This window comes from Pseudaminobacter soli (ex Li et al. 2025), assembly GCF_029892515.1.
GTDB lineage: Bacteria > Pseudomonadota > Alphaproteobacteria > Rhizobiales > Rhizobiaceae > Pseudaminobacter > Pseudaminobacter soli_A.
This window is the reverse complement of record NZ_JARXVF010000001.1, coordinates 1,990,844-2,007,864: the sequence shown is the minus strand read 5'-3', so window position 1 is coordinate 2,007,864 and position 17,021 is coordinate 1,990,844. Positions and strand designations below refer to the sequence as shown.

Annotated in this window: 21 protein-coding genes; 15 read left to right on the top strand and 6 right to left on the bottom strand. The window is 62.5% G+C overall.

The window, feature by feature from the left end; translation table 11 throughout:
* Nucleotides 1-2 precede the first annotated feature (2 nt).
* From M2281_RS09565 to hslV, 3 genes are read right to left on the bottom strand one after another with little or no spacing between them, the layout of a single operon-like run.
* Complete coding sequence (locus tag M2281_RS09565) at nt 3-605, bottom strand: DUF2585 domain-containing protein (protein ID WP_280820824.1); 603 nt, start codon at nt 603-605, stop codon at nt 3-5.
* Nucleotides 602-1,111, bottom strand: coding sequence for a GNAT family N-acetyltransferase (locus M2281_RS09560; protein WP_280820822.1), 510 nt, complete (start codon nt 1,109-1,111; stop codon nt 602-604). Before M2281_RS09560 ends, M2281_RS09565 begins: the two co-directional genes overlap by 4 nt.
* Nucleotide 1,112: 1 nt before the next feature.
* Nucleotides 1,113-1,661, bottom strand: a complete 549-nt coding sequence (gene hslV / locus M2281_RS09555; RefSeq protein WP_280820821.1) for an ATP-dependent protease subunit HslV — start codon at nt 1,659-1,661, stop codon at nt 1,113-1,115.
* Between the two features lie 194 nt (nt 1,662-1,855).
* Between hslV and hisB the strand changes: the two genes are divergently transcribed.
* The 9 genes from hisB (at nt 1,856) to M2281_RS09510 (ending at nt 8,194) form a co-directional block, all read left to right on the top strand.
* Nucleotides 1,856-2,455: an imidazoleglycerol-phosphate dehydratase HisB gene (gene hisB / locus M2281_RS09550; protein WP_425537688.1), complete on the top strand. Its 600-nt coding sequence runs from the start codon at nt 1,856-1,858 to the stop codon at nt 2,453-2,455.
* Nucleotides 2,456-2,460: 5 nt separating this feature from the next.
* Nucleotides 2,461-2,952 (top strand): DUF2628 domain-containing protein, encoded by a 492-nt coding sequence (locus M2281_RS09545; protein WP_280820819.1) that lies wholly within the window; start codon nt 2,461-2,463, stop codon nt 2,950-2,952.
* 2 nt (nt 2,953-2,954) lie between these two features.
* Nucleotides 2,955-3,605: an imidazole glycerol phosphate synthase subunit HisH gene (hisH, locus tag M2281_RS09540; RefSeq protein ID WP_280820818.1), complete on the top strand. Its 651-nt coding sequence runs from the start codon at nt 2,955-2,957 to the stop codon at nt 3,603-3,605.
* Nucleotides 3,602-3,892: a DUF1330 domain-containing protein gene (locus tag M2281_RS09535; protein ID WP_280820817.1), complete on the top strand. Its 291-nt coding sequence runs from the start codon at nt 3,602-3,604 to the stop codon at nt 3,890-3,892. Before hisH ends, M2281_RS09535 begins: the two co-directional genes overlap by 4 nt.
* Before the next feature lie 4 nt (nt 3,893-3,896).
* A complete protein-coding gene (gene hisA, locus M2281_RS09530; protein ID WP_280820816.1) occupies nt 3,897-4,661 on the top strand; it encodes a 1-(5-phosphoribosyl)-5-[(5-phosphoribosylamino)methylideneamino]imidazole-4-carboxamide isomerase in 765 nt (254 codons plus the stop codon).
* Nucleotides 4,662-4,764: 103 nt separating this feature from the next.
* Entirely contained in the window at nt 4,765-5,550 is a 786-nt protein-coding gene (gene hisF, locus M2281_RS09525) for an imidazole glycerol phosphate synthase subunit HisF (protein ID WP_280820815.1), read from the top strand.
* Between the two features lie 29 nt (nt 5,551-5,579).
* A complete protein-coding gene (locus M2281_RS09520) occupies nt 5,580-5,903 on the top strand; it encodes a phosphoribosyl-ATP diphosphatase (RefSeq protein ID WP_280820814.1) in 324 nt (107 codons plus the stop codon).
* Nucleotides 5,904-5,919: 16 nt separating this feature from the next.
* Nucleotides 5,920-6,879: a type I pantothenate kinase gene (gene coaA / locus M2281_RS09515; RefSeq protein ID WP_280820813.1), complete on the top strand. Its 960-nt coding sequence runs from the start codon at nt 5,920-5,922 to the stop codon at nt 6,877-6,879.
* Between the two features lie 241 nt (nt 6,880-7,120).
* Nucleotides 7,121-8,194, top strand: coding sequence for a glycosyltransferase family 87 protein (locus tag M2281_RS09510; protein WP_280820812.1), 1,074 nt, complete (start codon nt 7,121-7,123; stop codon nt 8,192-8,194).
* Here the strand turns inward: M2281_RS09510 and M2281_RS09505 are convergent.
* The 3 genes from M2281_RS09505 to M2281_RS09495 form a co-directional block, all read right to left on the bottom strand.
* Nucleotides 8,157-8,774 (bottom strand): alpha-ketoglutarate-dependent dioxygenase AlkB family protein, encoded by a 618-nt coding sequence (locus M2281_RS09505; protein ID WP_280820811.1) that lies wholly within the window; start codon nt 8,772-8,774, stop codon nt 8,157-8,159. The genes M2281_RS09510 and M2281_RS09505 overlap by 38 nt on opposite strands.
* Before the next feature lie 159 nt (nt 8,775-8,933).
* The gene (gene arfB, locus M2281_RS09500; protein ID WP_280820810.1) at nt 8,934-9,371 is read right to left on the bottom strand and encodes an alternative ribosome rescue aminoacyl-tRNA hydrolase ArfB; all 438 of its coding nucleotides are present in this window, start codon (nt 9,369-9,371) and stop codon (nt 8,934-8,936) included.
* Between the two features lie 81 nt (nt 9,372-9,452).
* Nucleotides 9,453-11,063, bottom strand: a complete 1,611-nt coding sequence (locus M2281_RS09495; protein ID WP_280820809.1) for a phosphoenolpyruvate carboxykinase — start codon at nt 11,061-11,063, stop codon at nt 9,453-9,455.
* Nucleotides 11,064-11,432: 369 nt separating this feature from the next.
* Here M2281_RS09495 and M2281_RS09490 point away from each other — a divergent pair, with 369 nt between their 5' ends.
* The 6 genes from M2281_RS09490 (at nt 11,433) to ahcY (ending at nt 16,841) form a co-directional block, all read left to right on the top strand.
* On the top strand, nt 11,433-12,134 hold the full coding sequence (locus tag M2281_RS09490) for a response regulator transcription factor (RefSeq protein WP_280820808.1): 702 nt from the start codon (nt 11,433-11,435) through the stop codon (nt 12,132-12,134).
* Between the two features lie 69 nt (nt 12,135-12,203).
* Nucleotides 12,204-13,988 carry a sensor histidine kinase gene (locus M2281_RS09485; protein WP_280820807.1) on the top strand — a complete coding sequence of 595 codons (1,785 nt, stop codon included), beginning with the start codon at nt 12,204-12,206 and terminating at the stop codon, nt 13,986-13,988.
* Between the two features lie 5 nt (nt 13,989-13,993).
* Entirely contained in the window at nt 13,994-14,449 is a 456-nt protein-coding gene (locus M2281_RS09480; protein ID WP_280820806.1) for an HPr kinase/phosphorylase, read from the top strand.
* Between the two features lie 160 nt (nt 14,450-14,609).
* A complete protein-coding gene (locus M2281_RS09475; RefSeq protein ID WP_280820805.1) occupies nt 14,610-15,011 on the top strand; it encodes a PTS sugar transporter subunit IIA in 402 nt (133 codons plus the stop codon).
* On the top strand, nt 15,008-15,301 hold the full coding sequence (locus tag M2281_RS09470) for an HPr family phosphocarrier protein (RefSeq protein WP_280820804.1): 294 nt from the start codon (nt 15,008-15,010) through the stop codon (nt 15,299-15,301). Before M2281_RS09475 ends, M2281_RS09470 begins: the two co-directional genes overlap by 4 nt.
* Before the next feature lie 139 nt (nt 15,302-15,440).
* Nucleotides 15,441-16,841: an adenosylhomocysteinase gene (gene ahcY, locus M2281_RS09465; RefSeq protein ID WP_280820803.1), complete on the top strand. Its 1,401-nt coding sequence runs from the start codon at nt 15,441-15,443 to the stop codon at nt 16,839-16,841.
* Nucleotides 16,842-17,021: the final 180 nt, after the last annotated feature.

The window sequence follows — 17,021 nt, the reverse complement described above, 5'->3', positions numbered from 1 at the left end:
TCTCAAGATAACCCGTTTTGCCACTGCTTGATGAACTCGAACGGATGCAGCAGCATAATCACGTTGAGCGTTAGATTGTCCCGGATGATGTAGCCCACGCCAATTTCGAAAATCACGGCGAGGCTTACGATGATCCATATAGGTAGCCTTGAAGCCATCACAAACCCCAGCACCATCGCCAGCGTGTCGGACACGGAATTGACGATGCTGTCGCCGTAATAGTCGAGCGAGATCGTCCCTTCGCGATAGCGGTTGATGATGAAGTCGCTGTTTTCCAGCACTTCCCAGGCGCCTTCGATGAACATGGCCAGCGTCAGCCTGAGCCAGATCGAGCGCCCCGGCAGCACCAGCCAGGCCAGGAGATAGAACAGGAAGCCGTGGATGATGTGCGAGAAGGTGTACCAGTCGGCGATGTGCTGGGAGTTCTCCGAGCTGTTGACGACGCCGTGCCAGAGTTTCACGTAGCCGCATTCGCAGATCGGCGTGCGCCCCATCAGGTAAAGGATCAGGGCCTGCGTGGCGATCAGCCCTGCAGCGATGGCCAGGCCGACCGGCCACGAAATCTGCCGGTTTCCGGTGTCGTCGTCGGCCTTCGTGGCACTCACTCTTCGTCCTCCCCCTCATCATTGTCGATCGCCATCAGAAGAACCTCGCCGTGCTCGGTCTGCCTGCGGCCGATCGGCTGAAAGCCGACCTTTTCATAGACGTGGATTGCGACCGCATTGGCCGGATCCGGATCGATGATGACGCGCGGCGCGCCTTCCTCGAAAAGCATCTCCACGAACTCGGCGATCAGCTGCGTGCCGTGGCCCTTGCCGACCGGTTCCGGCTCGCCGATGAACTGGTCGATGCCGAGCGTGCCGGTGGGCTGGTCCTGATAGGGATTTTCGTCCTCCAGATGCGGATCGTAGCTCTGTATGTAGCCGATCGGGCGTCCGTCGAGCTCCATGATGAAGGGCTCGACGGAAATGCTGTCGATGTTCTCGCCGATCCCCTTCAGCTCGGTTTTCTTGTCGCCCCACCACGCCGCCACATGCGGCTCACCCAGCCAGCGGGCGAGCAGAGGCATATCCTTGCCCGTGAGCGGGCGGAACCCGTAGGCATGGGCCATGTCACGCGGTTTCCAGCGTTTCGATGACGAAGTTGTGGTTGGTGTAGACGCAGATGTCGGCGGCGATTTCCATCGCCTTGCGGGCGATCTCCTCGGCGTCCTTGTCGGTGTCGATCAGCGCGCGGGCCGCGGCCAGCGCATAGTTGCCGCCCGAGCCGATGGCCATCACGCCGTGTTCGGGTTCCAGCACGTCGCCATTGCCGGTCAGGGCCAGGGACACGTTCTTGTCGGCCACCAGCATCATGGCTTCCAGCCGGCGCAGATAGCGGTCGGTGCGCCAGTCCTTGGCGAGCTCGACGCAGGCGCGCGTCAGTTGGTCCGGATATTGTTCGAGCTTGGTCTCGAGGCGTTCGAGCAGGGTGAAGGCGTCGGCGGTAGCGCCGGCAAAACCCGCGATCACATTGCCCTTGCCGAGGCGGCGGACCTTGCGGGCATTGCCCTTCATGATGGTCTGGCCGAGGCTGACCTGGCCGTCGCCGGCGATCACGACCTTGCCGCCCTTGCGCACCGTCACAATTGTTGTGGCGTGCATCGTCAAATCGTTGGACATATTTAGCTCCGATTTCGCGCTATCCCTTTGAGGCAATTGGCGCGGTACGAGGAATATTGGCACCATATGTATGTCCGGTCGGAGCGATTGCAAAGGGCGTGCAACGGACCTGTCACAGGTGTCTCGCGCAACTGGAAATCGCCCGCCCATGCTGTTAGAAGGCTCGCGTTTAATACAGTGCAAGGATCAGCTCGATGAGCGCTCGCGCCGCCGAAGTCAGCCGCAAGACCAAGGAAACCGAGATCGCCGTTTCCATCGATATCGATGGTGCCGGCCGGTCTGATATATCTACCGGCGTCGGCTTCTTCGATCATATGCTCGACCAGCTGTCGCGCCATTCGCTGATCGACATAAAGGTGCGTGCCAAGGGCGATCTGCACATCGACGACCACCACACCGTCGAGGATACCGGCATCGCGCTCGGCCAGGCGCTGGCCAAGGCGCTGGGCGACCGGCGCGGCATCATGCGCTACAGCTCGATCGACCTTGCCATGGACGAGACGTTGACGCGCGCCGCCCTCGACGTGTCCGGCCGGCCGTTCCTGGTCTGGAATGTGAGCTTCTCGGCGCCCAAGATCGGCACTTTCGACACCGAGCTGGTGCGCGAGTTCTTCCAGGCCTTCGCGCAGAACGCCGGCATCACGCTGCATGTGACAAACCATTACGGCGCCAACAACCACCACATCGCAGAGACCTGCTTCAAGGCAGTGGCGCGCGCCCTGCGCATGGCGCTCGAAACCGATCCGCGCCAACCCGACGCGGTCCCCTCAACCAAGGGTTCGCTGAAAGGCTGACGCCGATGGCCATCTATGTCGTGATGGAGCCGCCGCTTGGAAGCGCCAAGGCTGCGTCCGAGCACGCGGTTCTGGTGCGAGACGGCTTTTCTTTGCTCGCGTTCCTTGTGCCGCTGCTCTGGCTGTTGTGGCACCGGCTGTGGATCGAAGCCGCGCTTGCATTTGCCGTCGCGCTGGCATTGGCCGCGCTTGCAGAAGTTGCCGGCTATGAGGTGACCGCCTCGCTGCTGTCGATCCTGGTCTCGATCTATGTCGGCCTCGAAGGATCGGCACTGCGTCTTGCGGCGCTGCGTCGGCGCGGCTGGAGCGAGTGGGGCGTTGTCGAAGGCCGCAATATGGGCGAGGCGGAAATCCGTTATCTGACCGAAGCCGAACCTGCGGAGGCGGAGAAAGTGACCCCGCCCTTTGCGGACATGCCGCGCCAGCAGCCGCCCGCAACACCGGCCAGGCAGCAAGGCCCGGCGCTCGGTCTGTTTCACTATCCAGGGAAGGCCTGAACATGCGCGTTGCCATCATCGACTACGGCTCTGGCAATCTGCGCTCGGCCACCAAGGCATTCGAACGCGCCTCGCGTGAAAGCGGGATCAATGCCGAGATCGAACTGACCGCCGATGCCGAGCGGGTCCGCACCGCTGACCGCATCGTGCTGCCGGGCGTCGGCGCCTATGCCGACTGCCGCGCGGGGCTCGATGCCGTGCCGGGCATGGTCGAGGCCATCGAGGAGGTCGCCGTCAAGAATGGCAGGCCGTTCCTTGGCATTTGCGTCGGCATGCAGCTTATGTCCGAGCGCGGTCTGGAGAAGACGATCACGCACGGACTCGGTTGGATTGCCGGCGACGTCAAGGAAATGCAGCCGGCCGACCCGGCGCTGAAGATCCCCCAAATCGGGTGGAACACGATTCACGTGAAACATTCACACCCGCTGTTCGATGGAATCCACACGGGCGAGGGCGGTCTGCACGCCTATTTCGTGCATTCCTACCATCTCGCCGCGAGGAACCCGGAGCATGTGCTGGCCGAGGCCGACTATGGCGGCCCGATCACAGCGGCCGTGGCCAAGGACAATGTCGCCGGCACCCAGTTCCATCCCGAAAAGAGCCAGGCGCTCGGCCTTGCTCTCATCGCCAATTTCCTCAGGTGGAAGCCATGACCAGGAAGGGTTATTGGATCGCGATGGTCGATATCCGCGACCCGGAGGTCTATCCGCGCTATGTCGCGGCCAATGCGGTGGCCTTCGAGAAATATGGGGCACGTTTTCTCGCGCGCGGCGGCCGGCATGAAGACCCGGAAGGTCCGACCGGCCAGCGCCACGTCATCATCGAATTCGACAGCTACGAGCAGGCGCTCGCCTGCTACAATTCGCCCGAATATCAGGAAGCGCTGAAGCACCGGCTTGCCGCCTCGACCGCGCATTTTTCAATCGTCGAAGGGGTTTAGCCTCATGATTCTTTTTCCGGCCATCGACCTCAAGGACGGCCAGTGCGTGCGCCTGAAGCTGGGCGACATGGAGCAGGCGACCGTCTACAACACCGATCCCGCCGCCCAGGCGCGCGCCTTTGAGGAGCAGGGTTTCGAGTGGCTGCATGTGGTCGATCTCAACGGCGCCTTTGCCGGCGAGAGCGTCAATGGCGCGGCGGTCGAGGCGATCCTGAAGGCAACGAAGAACCCGGTGCAACTCGGTGGCGGCATCCGCACGCTCGCCCATATCGAAAGCTGGCTGGAGAAGGGGCTCGCCCGCGTCATCCTCGGCACGGTCGCCGTACGCGATCCCGAGCTGGTGAAGGAAGCCTGCCGGCTCTTCCCCGGCAAGGTCGCCGTCGGCATCGACGCCAAGGGCGGCAAGGTTGCCGTCGAGGGCTGGGCGGAAGCGTCGAGCCTCAGCGTGATCGAGCTTGCGAAGAAATTCGAGGGCGCGGGCGTCGCGGCGATCATCTACACCGACATCGACCGCGACGGCGTACTGGCCGGGATCAACTGGAATTCCACCATCGATCTGGCCGAGGCCGTGTCCATCCCGGTTATCGCTTCGGGTGGCCTCGCCTCCATCGCCGACATCGTGCGCATGACCATGCCCGATGCGCAGAAACTCGAGGGCGCCATTTCCGGTCGCGCGCTCTATGACGGCCGCATCGATCCCGCCGAGGCACTGGCCATTTTGCGCGGCGAACTCAAGCCCGAACCCGCATTGTTCGAGGAACGTCCATGACCCTCAAAGCCCGCGTCATTCTGTGCCTGGACGTAAAGGACGGCCCGCGTCGCCCGCAGCCGCGTAGCGGCGAGGACGCGCAAATCAATAAGGAGGCCGTCCTTTGACTCTCAAAGCCCGCGTAATTCCCTGCCTCGACGTAAAGGACGGCCGCGTCGTCAAGGGCGTCAATTTTGTTGACTTGATCGACGCCGGCGATCCGGTCGAGGCGGCGAGGGCCTATGACGCCGCCGGCGCCGACGAGCTTTGCTTCCTCGACATCACTGCGTCATCGGACAATCGCGAGACCATTTTCGACGTCATCGCACGCACGGCCGAACAGTGCTTCATGCCGCTGACCGTGGGCGGCGGCGTGCGCCAGGTGTCCGACATTCGCAAGCTGCTTCTGGCTGGCGCCGACAAGGTGTCGATCAACACGGCGGCGGTGAAGAATCCGGATTTCGTCGCCGAAGCCGCCGACAAGTTCGGCAACCAGTGCATCGTGGTGGCCATCGACGCGAAGAAAGTGTCAGCACAGGGGGAGGCGGACCGCTGGGAGATTTTTACCCATGGCGGCCGTGAAAAAACCGGCATCGATGCGATCGAATTCGCCCAAAAGGTCGTTGATCTCGGTGCCGGCGAAATCCTGCTTACCTCGATGGACCGCGACGGCACCAAGGCCGGCTACGACATTACCCTGACCCGCGCGATTGCGGATGCGGTACGCGCGCCGGTCATCGCCTCGGGTGGTGTCGGCACGCTGGATCATCTGGTCGAAGGCATTCGCGACGGCCATGCCAGCGCGGTTCTGGCGGCCTCGATTTTCCATTTCGGCACCTACACCATTGCGCAGGCCAAGGCCTACATGGCAAAAGCAGGTCTGCCGATGCGGCTCGACAGCGCCGCCTGATTTTTGATGCCTAAACGCGAAGAACGCGAATGACCGGGTTTTCCCTCAACGATCTCGAACGCATCGTTGCCGAGCGGGCCCGCTCCGGCGATGCCGATTCCTGGACTGCGAAGCTCTATGCGCGCGGCATGAATAAGGCGGCTCAAAAACTCGGCGAGGAGGCGGTGGAAACTGTCATCGCCGCGGTGAAGGGCGACACCAGTGAGCTCGTTTCCGAAAGTGCCGATCTTCTCTATCATTGGATGGTCGTGCTGACGATCGCGGGCGTGCCCTTGTCGGACGTGCTGGAGGAGCTCGAACGGCGGACGGCCCAATCCGGCATTGCCGAAAAGGCATCACGCAGCAAAGGCTGACCGTGGAGGGTAGGCGATGGATCAACTCGCTCCGACCATGAAATATTCCCCCTACCGGTTTTTTACGGCGGAGCGATGGGCGGAATTTCGGGCCGACACGCCCCTGACGCTGAGCGAAGACGAAGTCCGGCGGCTGAGCTCACTCTACGATCCGATCGACCTCGACGAGGTGAGCCGCATCTACCTGTCGCTGTCGCGGCTCTTGTCGGCCCATGTCGAGGCGAGCCAGCTTCTCTACCGCCAGCGCAAGAATTTTTTCGGCTCCGATGAGGTTGCCAAGACTCCTTACATCATCGGCATGGCGGGTTCCGTGGCCGTGGGCAAGTCGACCACCGCCCGCGTTCTGAAGGAGCTTCTGGCGCGCTGGCCGTCGAGCCCCAAGGTCGATCTCGTCACCACCGACGGCTTTCTGCTCCCCAACGAGGTGCTGCGGCGCGAGAACCTGATGGAGCGCAAGGGCTTTCCCGACAGCTACGATGTAGGTGCGCTCCTACGGTTTCTCTCGGCGATCAAGTCGGGCGAGCCCAATGTGCGTGCGCCGCTCTACTCGCACCTGACCTATGACGTAATGCCGGGCGAATATATCACCGTCGACCGGCCTGATATCCTCATCTTTGAGGGGCTCAATGTGCTCCAGCCGCGCGACTTGCCGAAGGATGGCAAGTTCGTGCCGTTCCTGTCTGATTTCTTTGATTTTTCGATCTATATCGACGCCGAGGAAGAGCTCATCCACGCCTGGTATATCAAGCGCTTCATGCGGTTGAGGGAGACGGCCTTCCGCAACCCGGAATCCTTCTTCCACCGTTACTCGCAGTTGTCGGAAGATGCCGCCAACGCCATCGCTGAAGGGCTGTGGAGCAACATCAACCTGAAGAATTTGCGCGAGAACATCCTGCCCACCCGCCCGCGCGCCGACCTGATCCTGCGCAAGGGGCCAGATCACCGCGTCGTGGAAGTGGCGCTGAGGAAGCTCTGAGCAGGTCAACTGCCGCTCTTTTCGCTTCCTTAAAGAATTTCAATAAGTATCGGCATGCCTTGGAGTTGTTGTACCATTGCATGACCTGCGCGGAATAGATCCACTCTATCGACTTGTAGCGCTTTCTGCGATCGCATTGATATGCAAGCATGCGATCGTCGTTATTTGGGCTTTTCTGTCGCCTGAAACCCCGGCCTGGTTTGCAGACAAGGATTTTGCGAACTACTGGATGGCGGGAAAATTGACCCTCAGCGGTCAGGTGATGGATCTCTTCGGCCCTCAACCCGTCTATTTCCAGCATCTCCAGGCCGCTTTCGGAAACAGCTTTCCCTGGCACAACTGGAGCTATCCGCCACACTATCTGCTGCTCGTATGGCCGCTCGGCTTCTTTGGCTATGAGGCCGCCATGATGCTGTTTCTTGGCTCGACCGCTGCCCTGTTCGTATGGGCGCTTCGCGAATTCGTAGGGCGCGGTAACGTCATGACATGGGTGGCGGTGGGTCCCTTTGTCGCCCATAATTTCTGGGTCGCCCAGAACGGCTTCCTGTCTGCCGGCCTGGCGCTTGGCGCGCTGGCGCTGCGCGAGAGGAGACCTGTGTTGGCGGGAGTCCTGCTTGGCGTCCTCACGATCAAGCCGCAGCTTGGTTTGTTGTTCCCGTTCCTCCTACTGGCGGAGCGACGCTGGTCGATGATCGCCAGCGCTGGCACGACAGCCGTGGCGCTGGTCGGGCTCTCGGCTGCCATTTTCGGGATCGATGCGTGGAAAGGCTATGTGAATGAGGTCTTGCCCTACCAGGCGTTTGTCATGCGGGAACTGGAAGACACCTTCACGGCGATGCTGCCGTCAGTCTATGGAACGTCGCGGAATTCAGGGGTCGAAACGGATTTGGCGCTCCTTTTCCATCTGGTGGTAGCGGTCCCCGTAGCTGCTGTCACGATCTGGGCCTTCTTTAGCGCCAAGCAGGCGCAGGATCGCGCCAACCTGCTCCTCATTGGCTTGTTCCTGATCACGCCTTATGCCCTCACATACGATCTGGGCCTGTTTGCAGCCCCGCTCGCGCTTCTGGCCGTCGACAACAGGCAGGGCTCGGCGACTTCCAGCAGGGAGACGACGCTCTTGGCGGTCGCAATGCTTCTGCCGACTATCATGATGCCGCTCGGCTACTTCAATGTGCCGATCGCTTCGGTCGTTATTTTGGGTGTTTTCCTCCTCGCACTGCGTCGCGCCGGTCTGCGGATTTGGAGACCCGGCACATCAGTCGAGCGCGGTCCGGCCTTCACAGAGGTTCCGTCACCCGCCGCAGCGTCAGATTGATCCGGCCGCCATTCTTCAGAAGCGTCGAGGTTGCCGGATAGATGCGGTCGACGCCGTGATAGCTCAGCCGGCCTTCGCCGCCGAGGATAACCAGGTCGCCGCTTTCGAGGCGAAACGAGACGGTGGGCGCGGCGCGTGTCGTGCCGCCGACGCGGAACAGGCAGGCATCGCCGAGCGAGACCGAGACCACAGGCGCGCCAAGCTCGGCCTCGTCGCGGTCCTGGTGCAGGCCCATCTTGGCGGTCTCTGTGTAAAAATTGACGAGGCAAGCCTCCGGCGGCGCTGGATAGCCCGACACCTCATCCCAGATGCCCAGCAGGGATTTGGGGATCGGCGGCCAGGGGAGGCCAGTCTCCGGGTGGGTGGGCTGGTAGCGATAGCCGCGCTCGCGGTCCGTAACCCAGCCGAGCGAGCCGCAATTGGTCATGCCCACGCTCATCTCCTTGCCGGTGCCGGGCATGGTCGGCACGTAGAGCGGAGCGGCCTGCACCACGGCGCGGATGTCTTCCACCAACGCCTCCTGCGCGGGGCGGTCGAGATAGCCTGGAAGGTGTTTTACGCCTGGCGGCAGGACGAACATGGTCTTTCCGATCCGGTTCCTGAAGATGATAGGTCGCGGTTCGGCGCAGTGAAGCGAAATCGGCTGGCTTCGCGCCGCTGGCAATCAATCGAAAGTCGGCATGGCAGGAAGGCCCTGCGGTTGTCACCCGAAACCGATGAGGCGTGAGATGCTTCCGAACTAGTCGCTGTCGACCCTGCCGCGCAGCTTTTTCACCGTGGAGCGTCCGGCCTTCGTCTTCAACCGGCGCTCCACCGCGCCCTTGGACGGCTTCGTCTTCTTGCGCGGCGGGGGTGGAGGCTCTGCCGCCTTGGCCACCAGCGCTGTCAGCCTGGCGCGGGCATCGGCGCGGTTTTGCTCCTGCGTGCGGAAGCGGCCGGCCTCGATGACGATCACGCCGTCCTTGGTCGCCTTCTGCCCGGCGAATTTTATGGTGCGCTCGCGCACGCGCTCGGGCAGGCCGGGCGCGTTTGCCGCGTCGAAGCGCAGTTGCACCGCCGTCGCCACCTTGTTGACGTTCTGGCCGCCCGGGCCGGAGGAGCGGATAAAGCTCTCCTCGATGTCGTCGGGATGGATGACGACGCCATTGGCAATAATGATCTTTTCGTCTGCGTTCATGGGCTAGTGATGCCGCGTGGCGGCGAAAAAGAAAAGGCCCGGCGTTTGCCGGGCCTTTTCGCGTCCGTCCCTGCCAGAATTTTATTCGGCGGCGTCCTGTATGCGCGGAGCCGCGCCCAGCACGGTTGCATCGACGTGGGATTCGAACTTTGCGAAACTGTCGATGAACATGCCGACGAGCTTGCGCGCCTGGCGGTCATAGGCTTCGCGGTCGGCCCAGGTCGAGCGCGGATCGAGGATCGAGGTGTCGACGCCCGGCACGGCTACCGGTACGGCAAAGCCGAAATTCGGGTCGGTGCGGAACTCGACGCTGTTGAGCGAGCCGTCCAGAGCTGCCGAAAGCAAAGCGCGCGTGGCCTTGATCGGCATGCGCTTGCCGATGCCATAGGCGCCGCCGGTCCAGCCGGTGTTGACCAGCCAGCAGTCGACGCCGTGCTCGGCGATCAGCTCGCGCAGCAGGTTGCCGTATTCCGACGGATGCCGCGGCATGAAGGGCGCGCCGAAGCAGGTCGAGAAGGTCGCTTCCGGTTCGGTCACGCCGCGCTCGGTGCCGGCAACCTTGGCCGTGTAGCCCGACAGGAAGTGGTACATGGCCTGCGCCGGCGTCAGCTTGGCGATCGGCGGCATCACGCCGAAGGCGTCTGCCGTCAGCATGATGATGTTCTTGGGATGAGAGGCGCGGCCGGTGGCGCTGGCATTGGGAATATAATGCAGCGGGTAGGCGCAACGGGTGTTTTCGGTGCGCGAGCCGTCGTCGAAATCCGGCACGCGGTTGTCGTCGAGGATGACGTTCTCCAGCACGGTGCCGAAGCGCCGCGTCGTGGCGAAGATCTCCGGTTCGGCTTCAGCCGAAAGCCGGATCGTCTTGGCGTAGCAGCCGCCCTCGAAGTTGAAGATGCCGTCCGGGCCCCAGCCATGCTCGTCGTCGCCGATCAGCGTGCGCTTGGGGTCGGCCGAGAGCGTGGTCTTGCCGGTGCCGGAGAGGCCGAAGAAGATCGCGGCGTCGCCGTCGGGGCCTTCATTGGCCGAGCAGTGCATCGGCATCACGCCCTTGGCCGGCAGGATGTAGTTGAGCGCGGTGAAGACGGACTTCTTCATCTCGCCGGCATATTTCGTGCCGCCGATCAGCACGATCTTGCGCTCCAGGTCGACGGCGATCAGCGTTTCGCTGCGGCCGCCGTGACGGGCCGTGTCGGCGCGGAAGGAGGGCAGGTCGATGATCGTCATCTCGGGAACGAAGCCGGCCAGCTCGGCCTCTTCGGGACGGATGAGCAGATTGCGGATGAACAGCGAATGCCAGGCATATTCGGTGACGACGCGCGTCGGCAGGCTAAGCGAACGGTCGGCGCCGCCGATCAGGTCCTGAACGAAGAGATCCTTTTCAGCCGCATGGGCCAGGAAGTCGGCGTGCAGGGCATCGAATTGCGCCCGCGTCATCGCATTGTTATTGTCCCACCAGACCTGGGCTTCGGTGTTCTCGTCACGGACGACGAACTTGTCCTTGGGCGAACGGCCGGTGTACTGGCCGGTATCGGCGACCAGCGCGCCATGCGCGGTCAGCCTGGCCTCGCCGCGACGAATTGCCTCTTCGTAGAGGTCCGCTGCGCCGAGGTTGTAGTGGACCTTGCCTGAGGTTTTTAGGCCGCTCTTGTCGAGCCCAAGGGTCGGATTTCGTTTGCCGATTTCACTCATTCGGCGGTTCCTCCAATATGCATTGTCGCCAGTGCCCGGACAGATCGCCGAACGTCACATGTCCCAATTATGTAGGACGAAGCCGCTCAGAACCAGAAAAGAATAGCGATTTCAAATCATTAATCGATTTAAAGATTTTGAATATTTTTTAAATCGTTTAAAACTGTTTATGAAGGCCAAGCCTTGCGTAGCAAGCAGGCAATTACCTATCTTGGGCATGGGTGCGACTGAAGCGCCGGGCTGAACCGAAAAGTGCAGGCGCCCTGTGACAAGGGCCGGTTTCTATGCCACATTTTGTACCCAATTTGTCCTGCAATACCCCTTTCCGCCACAGGATAGGGACACAAGCCCATGAGGGAGCCGCTTGATATGGCAACAATCGCGCTTGTCGACGACGACCGCAATATTCTGACTTCAGTGTCGATAGCACTGGAATCCGAAGGCTATCGCGTCGAAACATACACCGATGGTGCCTCGGCGCTCGAGGGACTGTCGGCGCGTCCGCCGAATCTGGCGATCCTCGACATCAAGATGCCGCGCATGGATGGCATGGAACTGCTGCGCCGCCTGCGCCAGAAGACCGATCTGCCAGTTATCTTCCTCACCTCGAAGGATGACGAGATCGACGAGCTGTTCGGCCTCAAGATGGGCGCCGACGATTTCATCCGCAAACCCTTCTCGCAGCGTCTGCTGGTCGAGCGCGTCAAGGCGGTGCTGCGTCGGGCAAGCGCCCGCGACGCCGCCGCCAAGGCGCCCAGCCAGCAGTCCCGCTCGCTCGAACGCGGCCAGCTGGTGATGGACCAGGAGCGCCACACCTGCACCTGGAAGGGCGAGCCGGTCACGCTCACCGTCACCGAATTCCTCATCCTGCATGCCCTTGCCCAGCGCCCCGGCGTCGTGAAAAGTCGTGATGCGCTGATGGATTCGGCCTATGATGAGCAAGTTTATGTTGACGACCGCACCATCGACAGCCACATCAAGCGCCTGCGCAAGAAGTTCAAGGCAGTCGACGACGATTTCGAGATGATCGAAACCCTGTATGGCGTCGGCTACCGCTTCCGAGAGGCGTAACCACTAGCGAGTGAGCCGGAGCCGGCCGATGCCCTCGGCGATATTGGGGCTCCAGGGATTTGTGCCTGAATGGCCATGGAGATTGATCTGAAGAAACCGTTGGAGGCCTCGCGCAGATTGCGTGCGCCGGTTCCCGCGTTTCTGTCGAAGATCACCGTGCGGCTCAGGCGCTTCCTGGGCCACCACGTCTTTTCGAGCCTCACCCGCCGCATCCTGTTCCTCAACCTCGCCGGACTTGCGGTTCTGGTTGCGGGCATCCTCTATCTCAACACCTTCCGCGACGGGCTGATCGACGCCCGCGTCGAAAGCCTGATGACGCAGGGCGAGATCATCGCCGGCGCGATCGCGGGCTCGGCCACGGTCGAGACCGATTCCATCAGCATCGACCCCGAAAAGCTGCTCGAGCTACAGGCCGGCGAGAGCCTCGGCCCCGGCTCCGACCAGCTCGACAGCCTCGATTTCCCGATCAATCCCGAGCGCGTCGCCCCCGTGCTGCGGCGGCTGATCTCGCCGACCCGCACCCGCGCGCGCATCTACGACCGCGACGCGAACCTGCTTCTGGACTCCCGCCATCTATATTCGCGCGGCCAGATCCTCCGCTACGACCTGCCGCCGGTGGCCGAGGAAGATCCGAGCACGATTGAGAAGATCGAGAAGTACGTCTTCGACCTGTTCCGTGGAAACGAGCTGCCGGTCTACAAGGAACAGCCCGGCGGTAACGGCGCCGCATTCCCGGAAGTCATGAGCGGGCTGACGGGCAGCCCCTCCACGGTGGTTCGCATCAGCGAGCAGGGCGAGCAAATCGTTTCGGTCGCCGTTCCCATCCAGCGTTTTCGCGCCGTTCTCGGCGTGCTGATGCTGTCGACCGAGGGGGGCGACATCGACAAGATCGTCGCTGCCGAGCGCAAGGCCATCCTGCGCGTCTTCGGTATTGCAGCACTCGTCATGGCGATCCTGTCCATGCTGCTCGCCTCGACCATCGCCAATCCGCTGCGCCGGCTTTCGGCGGCGGCGGTGCGGGTGCGCCGCAGCATCAAGAACCGCGAGGAAATTCCGGACTTTTCCGATCGCCAGGACGAGATCGGCAACCTCTCGGTCGCTGTACGCGACATGACCAACTCGCTCTATTCGCGCATCGAGGCCATCGAGAGCTTCGCCGCCGACGTGTCGCACGAGCTGAAGAACCCGCTGACCTCGCTGCGCAGCGCCGTGGAAACCCTGCCGCTGGCCAAGACCGAGGCATCGCGCAACCGCCTGATGGAAATCATCCAGCACGATGTGAGGCGTCTCGACCGCCTGATCACCGACATTTCCGATGCCTCGCGTCTCGATGCCGAGCTCGTGCGCGAGGATTCCACCAAGGTCGACCTGAAGAAGCTGATCGGCGATCTCGTCGCCGTGTCGCAGGACGTCGGCCGCCACAAGCGCAAGGTCGAGATCGAGTTCAAGGTCGAAAAGCTGCCGCACGGCGCGAAGGGGTATTTCACCTCGGGCCACGATCTGCGCGTCGGCCAGGTCGTCACCAACCTGATCGAGAATGCGCGCTCCTTCGTGCCCGAGCATACCGGCCGTATCACCATCACGCTGGAACGGGCCGGCAAATTCAACATCGTCACCGTCGAAGACAACGGCCCGGGCATCCGCGCCGACAATATCGACCGCATTTTCGAGCGCTTCTACACCGACCGCCCGTCGAGCGAGGCCTTCGGCCAGAACTCGGGCCTGGGCCTGTCCATCAGCCGCCAGATCGTCGAGGCGCATGGCGGTACTCTGACGGCCGAGAACATCGCGGGCGTCAAGCCCGGCGACATCAAGGGCGCGCGTTTCGTCATAACCCTGCCGGCTGAGAACTGACCACCGTGGCTGCGCCGAACCTGCATGGCACGGCGCTGGTGATCGGCGATCGCGGCCTTCTGATCCTCGGCCCTTCCGGTTCGGGCAAGAGCACGCTGGCGCTGGCACTGCTGTCGTGCTTTGGCGGCGAGGGCCGCCTTGCGCGGCTGGTTTCCGATGATCAGGTGCTGGTTTCTGTGAGGGATGGCCGCCTGCTGTGCCGGGCGCCCGCCACGATAAGCGGGCTTGCGGAAGTGCATGGCGTGGGACCAAGCAAGTTGGCCTTCGAGCCCGCGGCCGTCATCGACCTCGCCGTGCGGTGCCTGCCCAAGCACGAAGTGGAACGCCTTCCCGACGAAGCCTTCGAGACCATCGCTGGCTGCCGGCTTCCGCTTCTGGCGGTGCGCGAGCGCGAGGTGGAACCGGCTCTCGCCGCCATCGCCGCCCGGCTTTCTTTGGCGCCTTTCGGTCAAGGCGGGTAGAGAATAGGTCACACTGTGCGGCAAAATGGCCTTGGCCAAAGCGTTTTAGGGCTTGTAAACGCCACCCGCGTCGACAAGATAGCGCTCCTCTGCCCGGGAAGAAGGGCAGGCGGGCGCGGGGATGCGCTCGTGAACAGGCCATGACGGGAGCCAACGAATAATGATCGGACTCGTGCTCGTTACGCACGGTCGGCTGGCCGCGGAGTTCCGCAACGCCGTAGAGCACGTGGTCGGACCTCAGGATTATTTCGAGACCATCGCCATCGGTCCGGACGACGACATGGAGCAGCGCCGCCGCGATATCGTCGAGGCGGTGGCCAGGACCGATACCGGAAGCGGCGTCGTGGTGCTCACCGACATGTTCGGCGGCACGCCCTCCAATCTTGCGATTTCGGTGATGGAAGCCGGCCGTGTCGAGGTAATCGCCGGCATGAACCTGCCTATGCTGATCAAGCTGAGCAGCGTGCGCAAGAGCGACGACATGAGCCTGGCCCTTGACGAAGCCCAGGCTGCTGGTCGCAAATACATCAATGTCGCCAGCCAGCTTCTGAGCAGTAAATGAGCGATCTCTCTGCAGACGGCGCGGTCACCCGCGAACTTCGCATCATCAACCAGCGCGGCTTGCACGCGCGAGCCTCCGCCAAATTCGTCCAGGTGGCGGGCGGCTATCAGGCTTCCGTCGTGGTCGAGAAGGACGGCATGAAGGCCGGCGGCACCTCGATCATGGGGCTGATGATGCTGGCGGCCAGCCCCGGCTGCAGCATCCACGTCACGGCCAATGGCCCGGACGCCAGGGAAGTCGTCGACGCCCTTGAGGAACTGGTCGCCGACCGCTTCGGCGAAGAGATGTGACAGTCCTCTCCGAGGACATGCACGAATAAAGATTTCTTTATATCCCATTGTCGTTCGGCCGGCGATCTGCTAGTCAGCCGGCATGATGGCGCATGCTCGCGTGGGGTGCGTCCATAAACCCGCACACCGGAGCACAGCCATGTCTGGTAACAAGGACTACGTCGTCGCCGATCTTTCGCTTGCCGGCTGGGGCCGCAAGGAAATCGAAATCGCCGAAACCGAAATGCCCGGCCTGATGGCCTGCCGCGAGGAATTCGGCGAAAAGCAGCCGCTGAAGGGCGCGCGCATCACCGGCTCGCTGCACATGACCATCCAGACTGCGGTGCTGATCGAGACGCTGAAGGCACTCGGCGCCGAGTTGCGCTGGGCTTCCTGCAACATCTTCTCCACCCAGGACCACGCCGCTGCGGCCATCGCCGAGGCCGGCATCCCGGTCTTCGCGGTCAAGGGCGAGAGCCTCGAGGAATACTGGCAGTACACCGACAAGATCTTCCAGTGGGCCGATGGCGGCATCTCCAACATGATCCTCGATGATGGCGGCGACGCCACCATGTACATCCTGCTCGGCGCGCGCGCCGAAGCCGGTGAGGACGTTCTGTCCAAGCCGGGCAGCGAAGAGGAAGAGATCCTGTTCGCGCAGATCAAGAAGCGCATGGCCGAGACCCCGGGCTTCTTCACCAAGCAGCGCGAGGCGATCCGCGGCGTGACCGAGGAAACTACCACCGGCGTCAACCGCCTCTATCAGCTGCAGAAGAAGGGCCTGCTTCCCTTCCCGGCGATCAACGTCAACGACAGCGTCACCAAGTCGAAGTTCGACAACAAGTATGGCTGCAAGGAATCGCTGGTCGACGGCATCCGCCGAGGCACCGACGTCATGATGGCCGGCAAGGTCGCCGTCGTCTGCGGTTATGGCGACGTCGGCAAGGGCTCTGCCGCCTCGCTCAAGGGCGCGGGCGCTCGCGTCAAGGTCACCGAGGTCGACCCGATCTGCGCGCTGCAGGCAGCCATGGACGGCTTCGAGGTTGTTACGCTCGAGGACGCGGCGCCGACCGCCGACATCGTCATCACCACCACCGGCAACAAGGACGTCGTCACCCTCGACCATATGCGGGCGATGAAGGACATGGTCATCGTCGGCAACATCGGCCACTTCGACAACGAGATCCAGGTCGCGGCACTTCGTAATCTGAAGTGGACCAACGTCAAGCCGCAGGTGGATATGATCACCTTCCCGGGTGGCAAGCGCATGATCCTGCTGTCGGAAGGCCGTCTGCTCAATCTGGGCAACGCCACCGGCCATCCGAGCTTCGTGATGTCGGCTTCCTTCACCAACCAGGTGCTGGCCCAGATCGAGCTCTACACCAAGGGCGGCAAGTACAAGAACGAGGTCTATGTTCTGCCCAAGCACCTCGACGAGAAGGTCGCCCGCCTGCATCTCGAGAAGCTCGGCGCCAAGCTGACCGAGCTTTCGGACGAGCAGGCCTCCTATATCGGCGTGACGCCGCAGGGCCCGTTCAAGGCTGAGCACTACAGATACTGATTTGAATTAACCAATATACTAAATGTTGAGGCCGGGCGATTGACTCTTCGCCCGGCTTTCTTTTTGCCGCCGCAGCTTCTTCACGACGATTCGACCAGGGGTTATTGTTTCCGTGATTCGCGACGTTTCGTGCTCCGGGGGCGGGACGCGAGGGGCTGACATCGAGGCGGTCTTGCATTC

Coding starts and splice junctions, on each gene's coding strand:
- M2281_RS09490 (WP_280820808.1), top strand. CDS start 11,433: ATGGCAACAATCGCGCTTGTCGACGACGACCGCAATATTCTGACTTCA.
- hisB (WP_425537688.1), top strand. CDS start 1,856: ATGAGCGCTCGCGCCGCCGAAGTCAGCCGCAAGACCAAGGAAACCGAG.
- M2281_RS09560 (WP_280820822.1), bottom strand. CDS start 1,111: ATGGCCCATGCCTACGGGTTCCGCCCGCTCACGGGCAAGGATATGCCT.
- M2281_RS09475 (WP_280820805.1), top strand. CDS start 14,610: ATGATCGGACTCGTGCTCGTTACGCACGGTCGGCTGGCCGCGGAGTTC.
- coaA (WP_280820813.1), top strand. CDS start 5,920: ATGGATCAACTCGCTCCGACCATGAAATATTCCCCCTACCGGTTTTTT.
- hslV (WP_280820821.1), bottom strand. CDS start 1,661: ATGTCCAACGATTTGACGATGCACGCCACAACAATTGTGACGGTGCGC.
- M2281_RS09520 (WP_280820814.1), top strand. CDS start 5,580: ATGACCGGGTTTTCCCTCAACGATCTCGAACGCATCGTTGCCGAGCGG.
- M2281_RS09545 (WP_280820819.1), top strand. CDS start 2,461: ATGGCCATCTATGTCGTGATGGAGCCGCCGCTTGGAAGCGCCAAGGCT.
- ahcY (WP_280820803.1), top strand. CDS start 15,441: ATGTCTGGTAACAAGGACTACGTCGTCGCCGATCTTTCGCTTGCCGGC.
- M2281_RS09470 (WP_280820804.1), top strand. CDS start 15,008: ATGAGCGATCTCTCTGCAGACGGCGCGGTCACCCGCGAACTTCGCATC.
- hisA (WP_280820816.1), top strand. CDS start 3,897: ATGATTCTTTTTCCGGCCATCGACCTCAAGGACGGCCAGTGCGTGCGC.
- M2281_RS09485 (WP_280820807.1), top strand. CDS start 12,204: ATGGCCATGGAGATTGATCTGAAGAAACCGTTGGAGGCCTCGCGCAGA.
- arfB (WP_280820810.1), bottom strand. CDS start 9,371: ATGAACGCAGACGAAAAGATCATTATTGCCAATGGCGTCGTCATCCAT.
- M2281_RS09505 (WP_280820811.1), bottom strand. CDS start 8,774: ATGTTCGTCCTGCCGCCAGGCGTAAAACACCTTCCAGGCTATCTCGAC.
- hisH (WP_280820818.1), top strand. CDS start 2,955: ATGCGCGTTGCCATCATCGACTACGGCTCTGGCAATCTGCGCTCGGCC.
- M2281_RS09495 (WP_280820809.1), bottom strand. CDS start 11,063: ATGAGTGAAATCGGCAAACGAAATCCGACCCTTGGGCTCGACAAGAGC.
- M2281_RS09535 (WP_280820817.1), top strand. CDS start 3,602: ATGACCAGGAAGGGTTATTGGATCGCGATGGTCGATATCCGCGACCCG.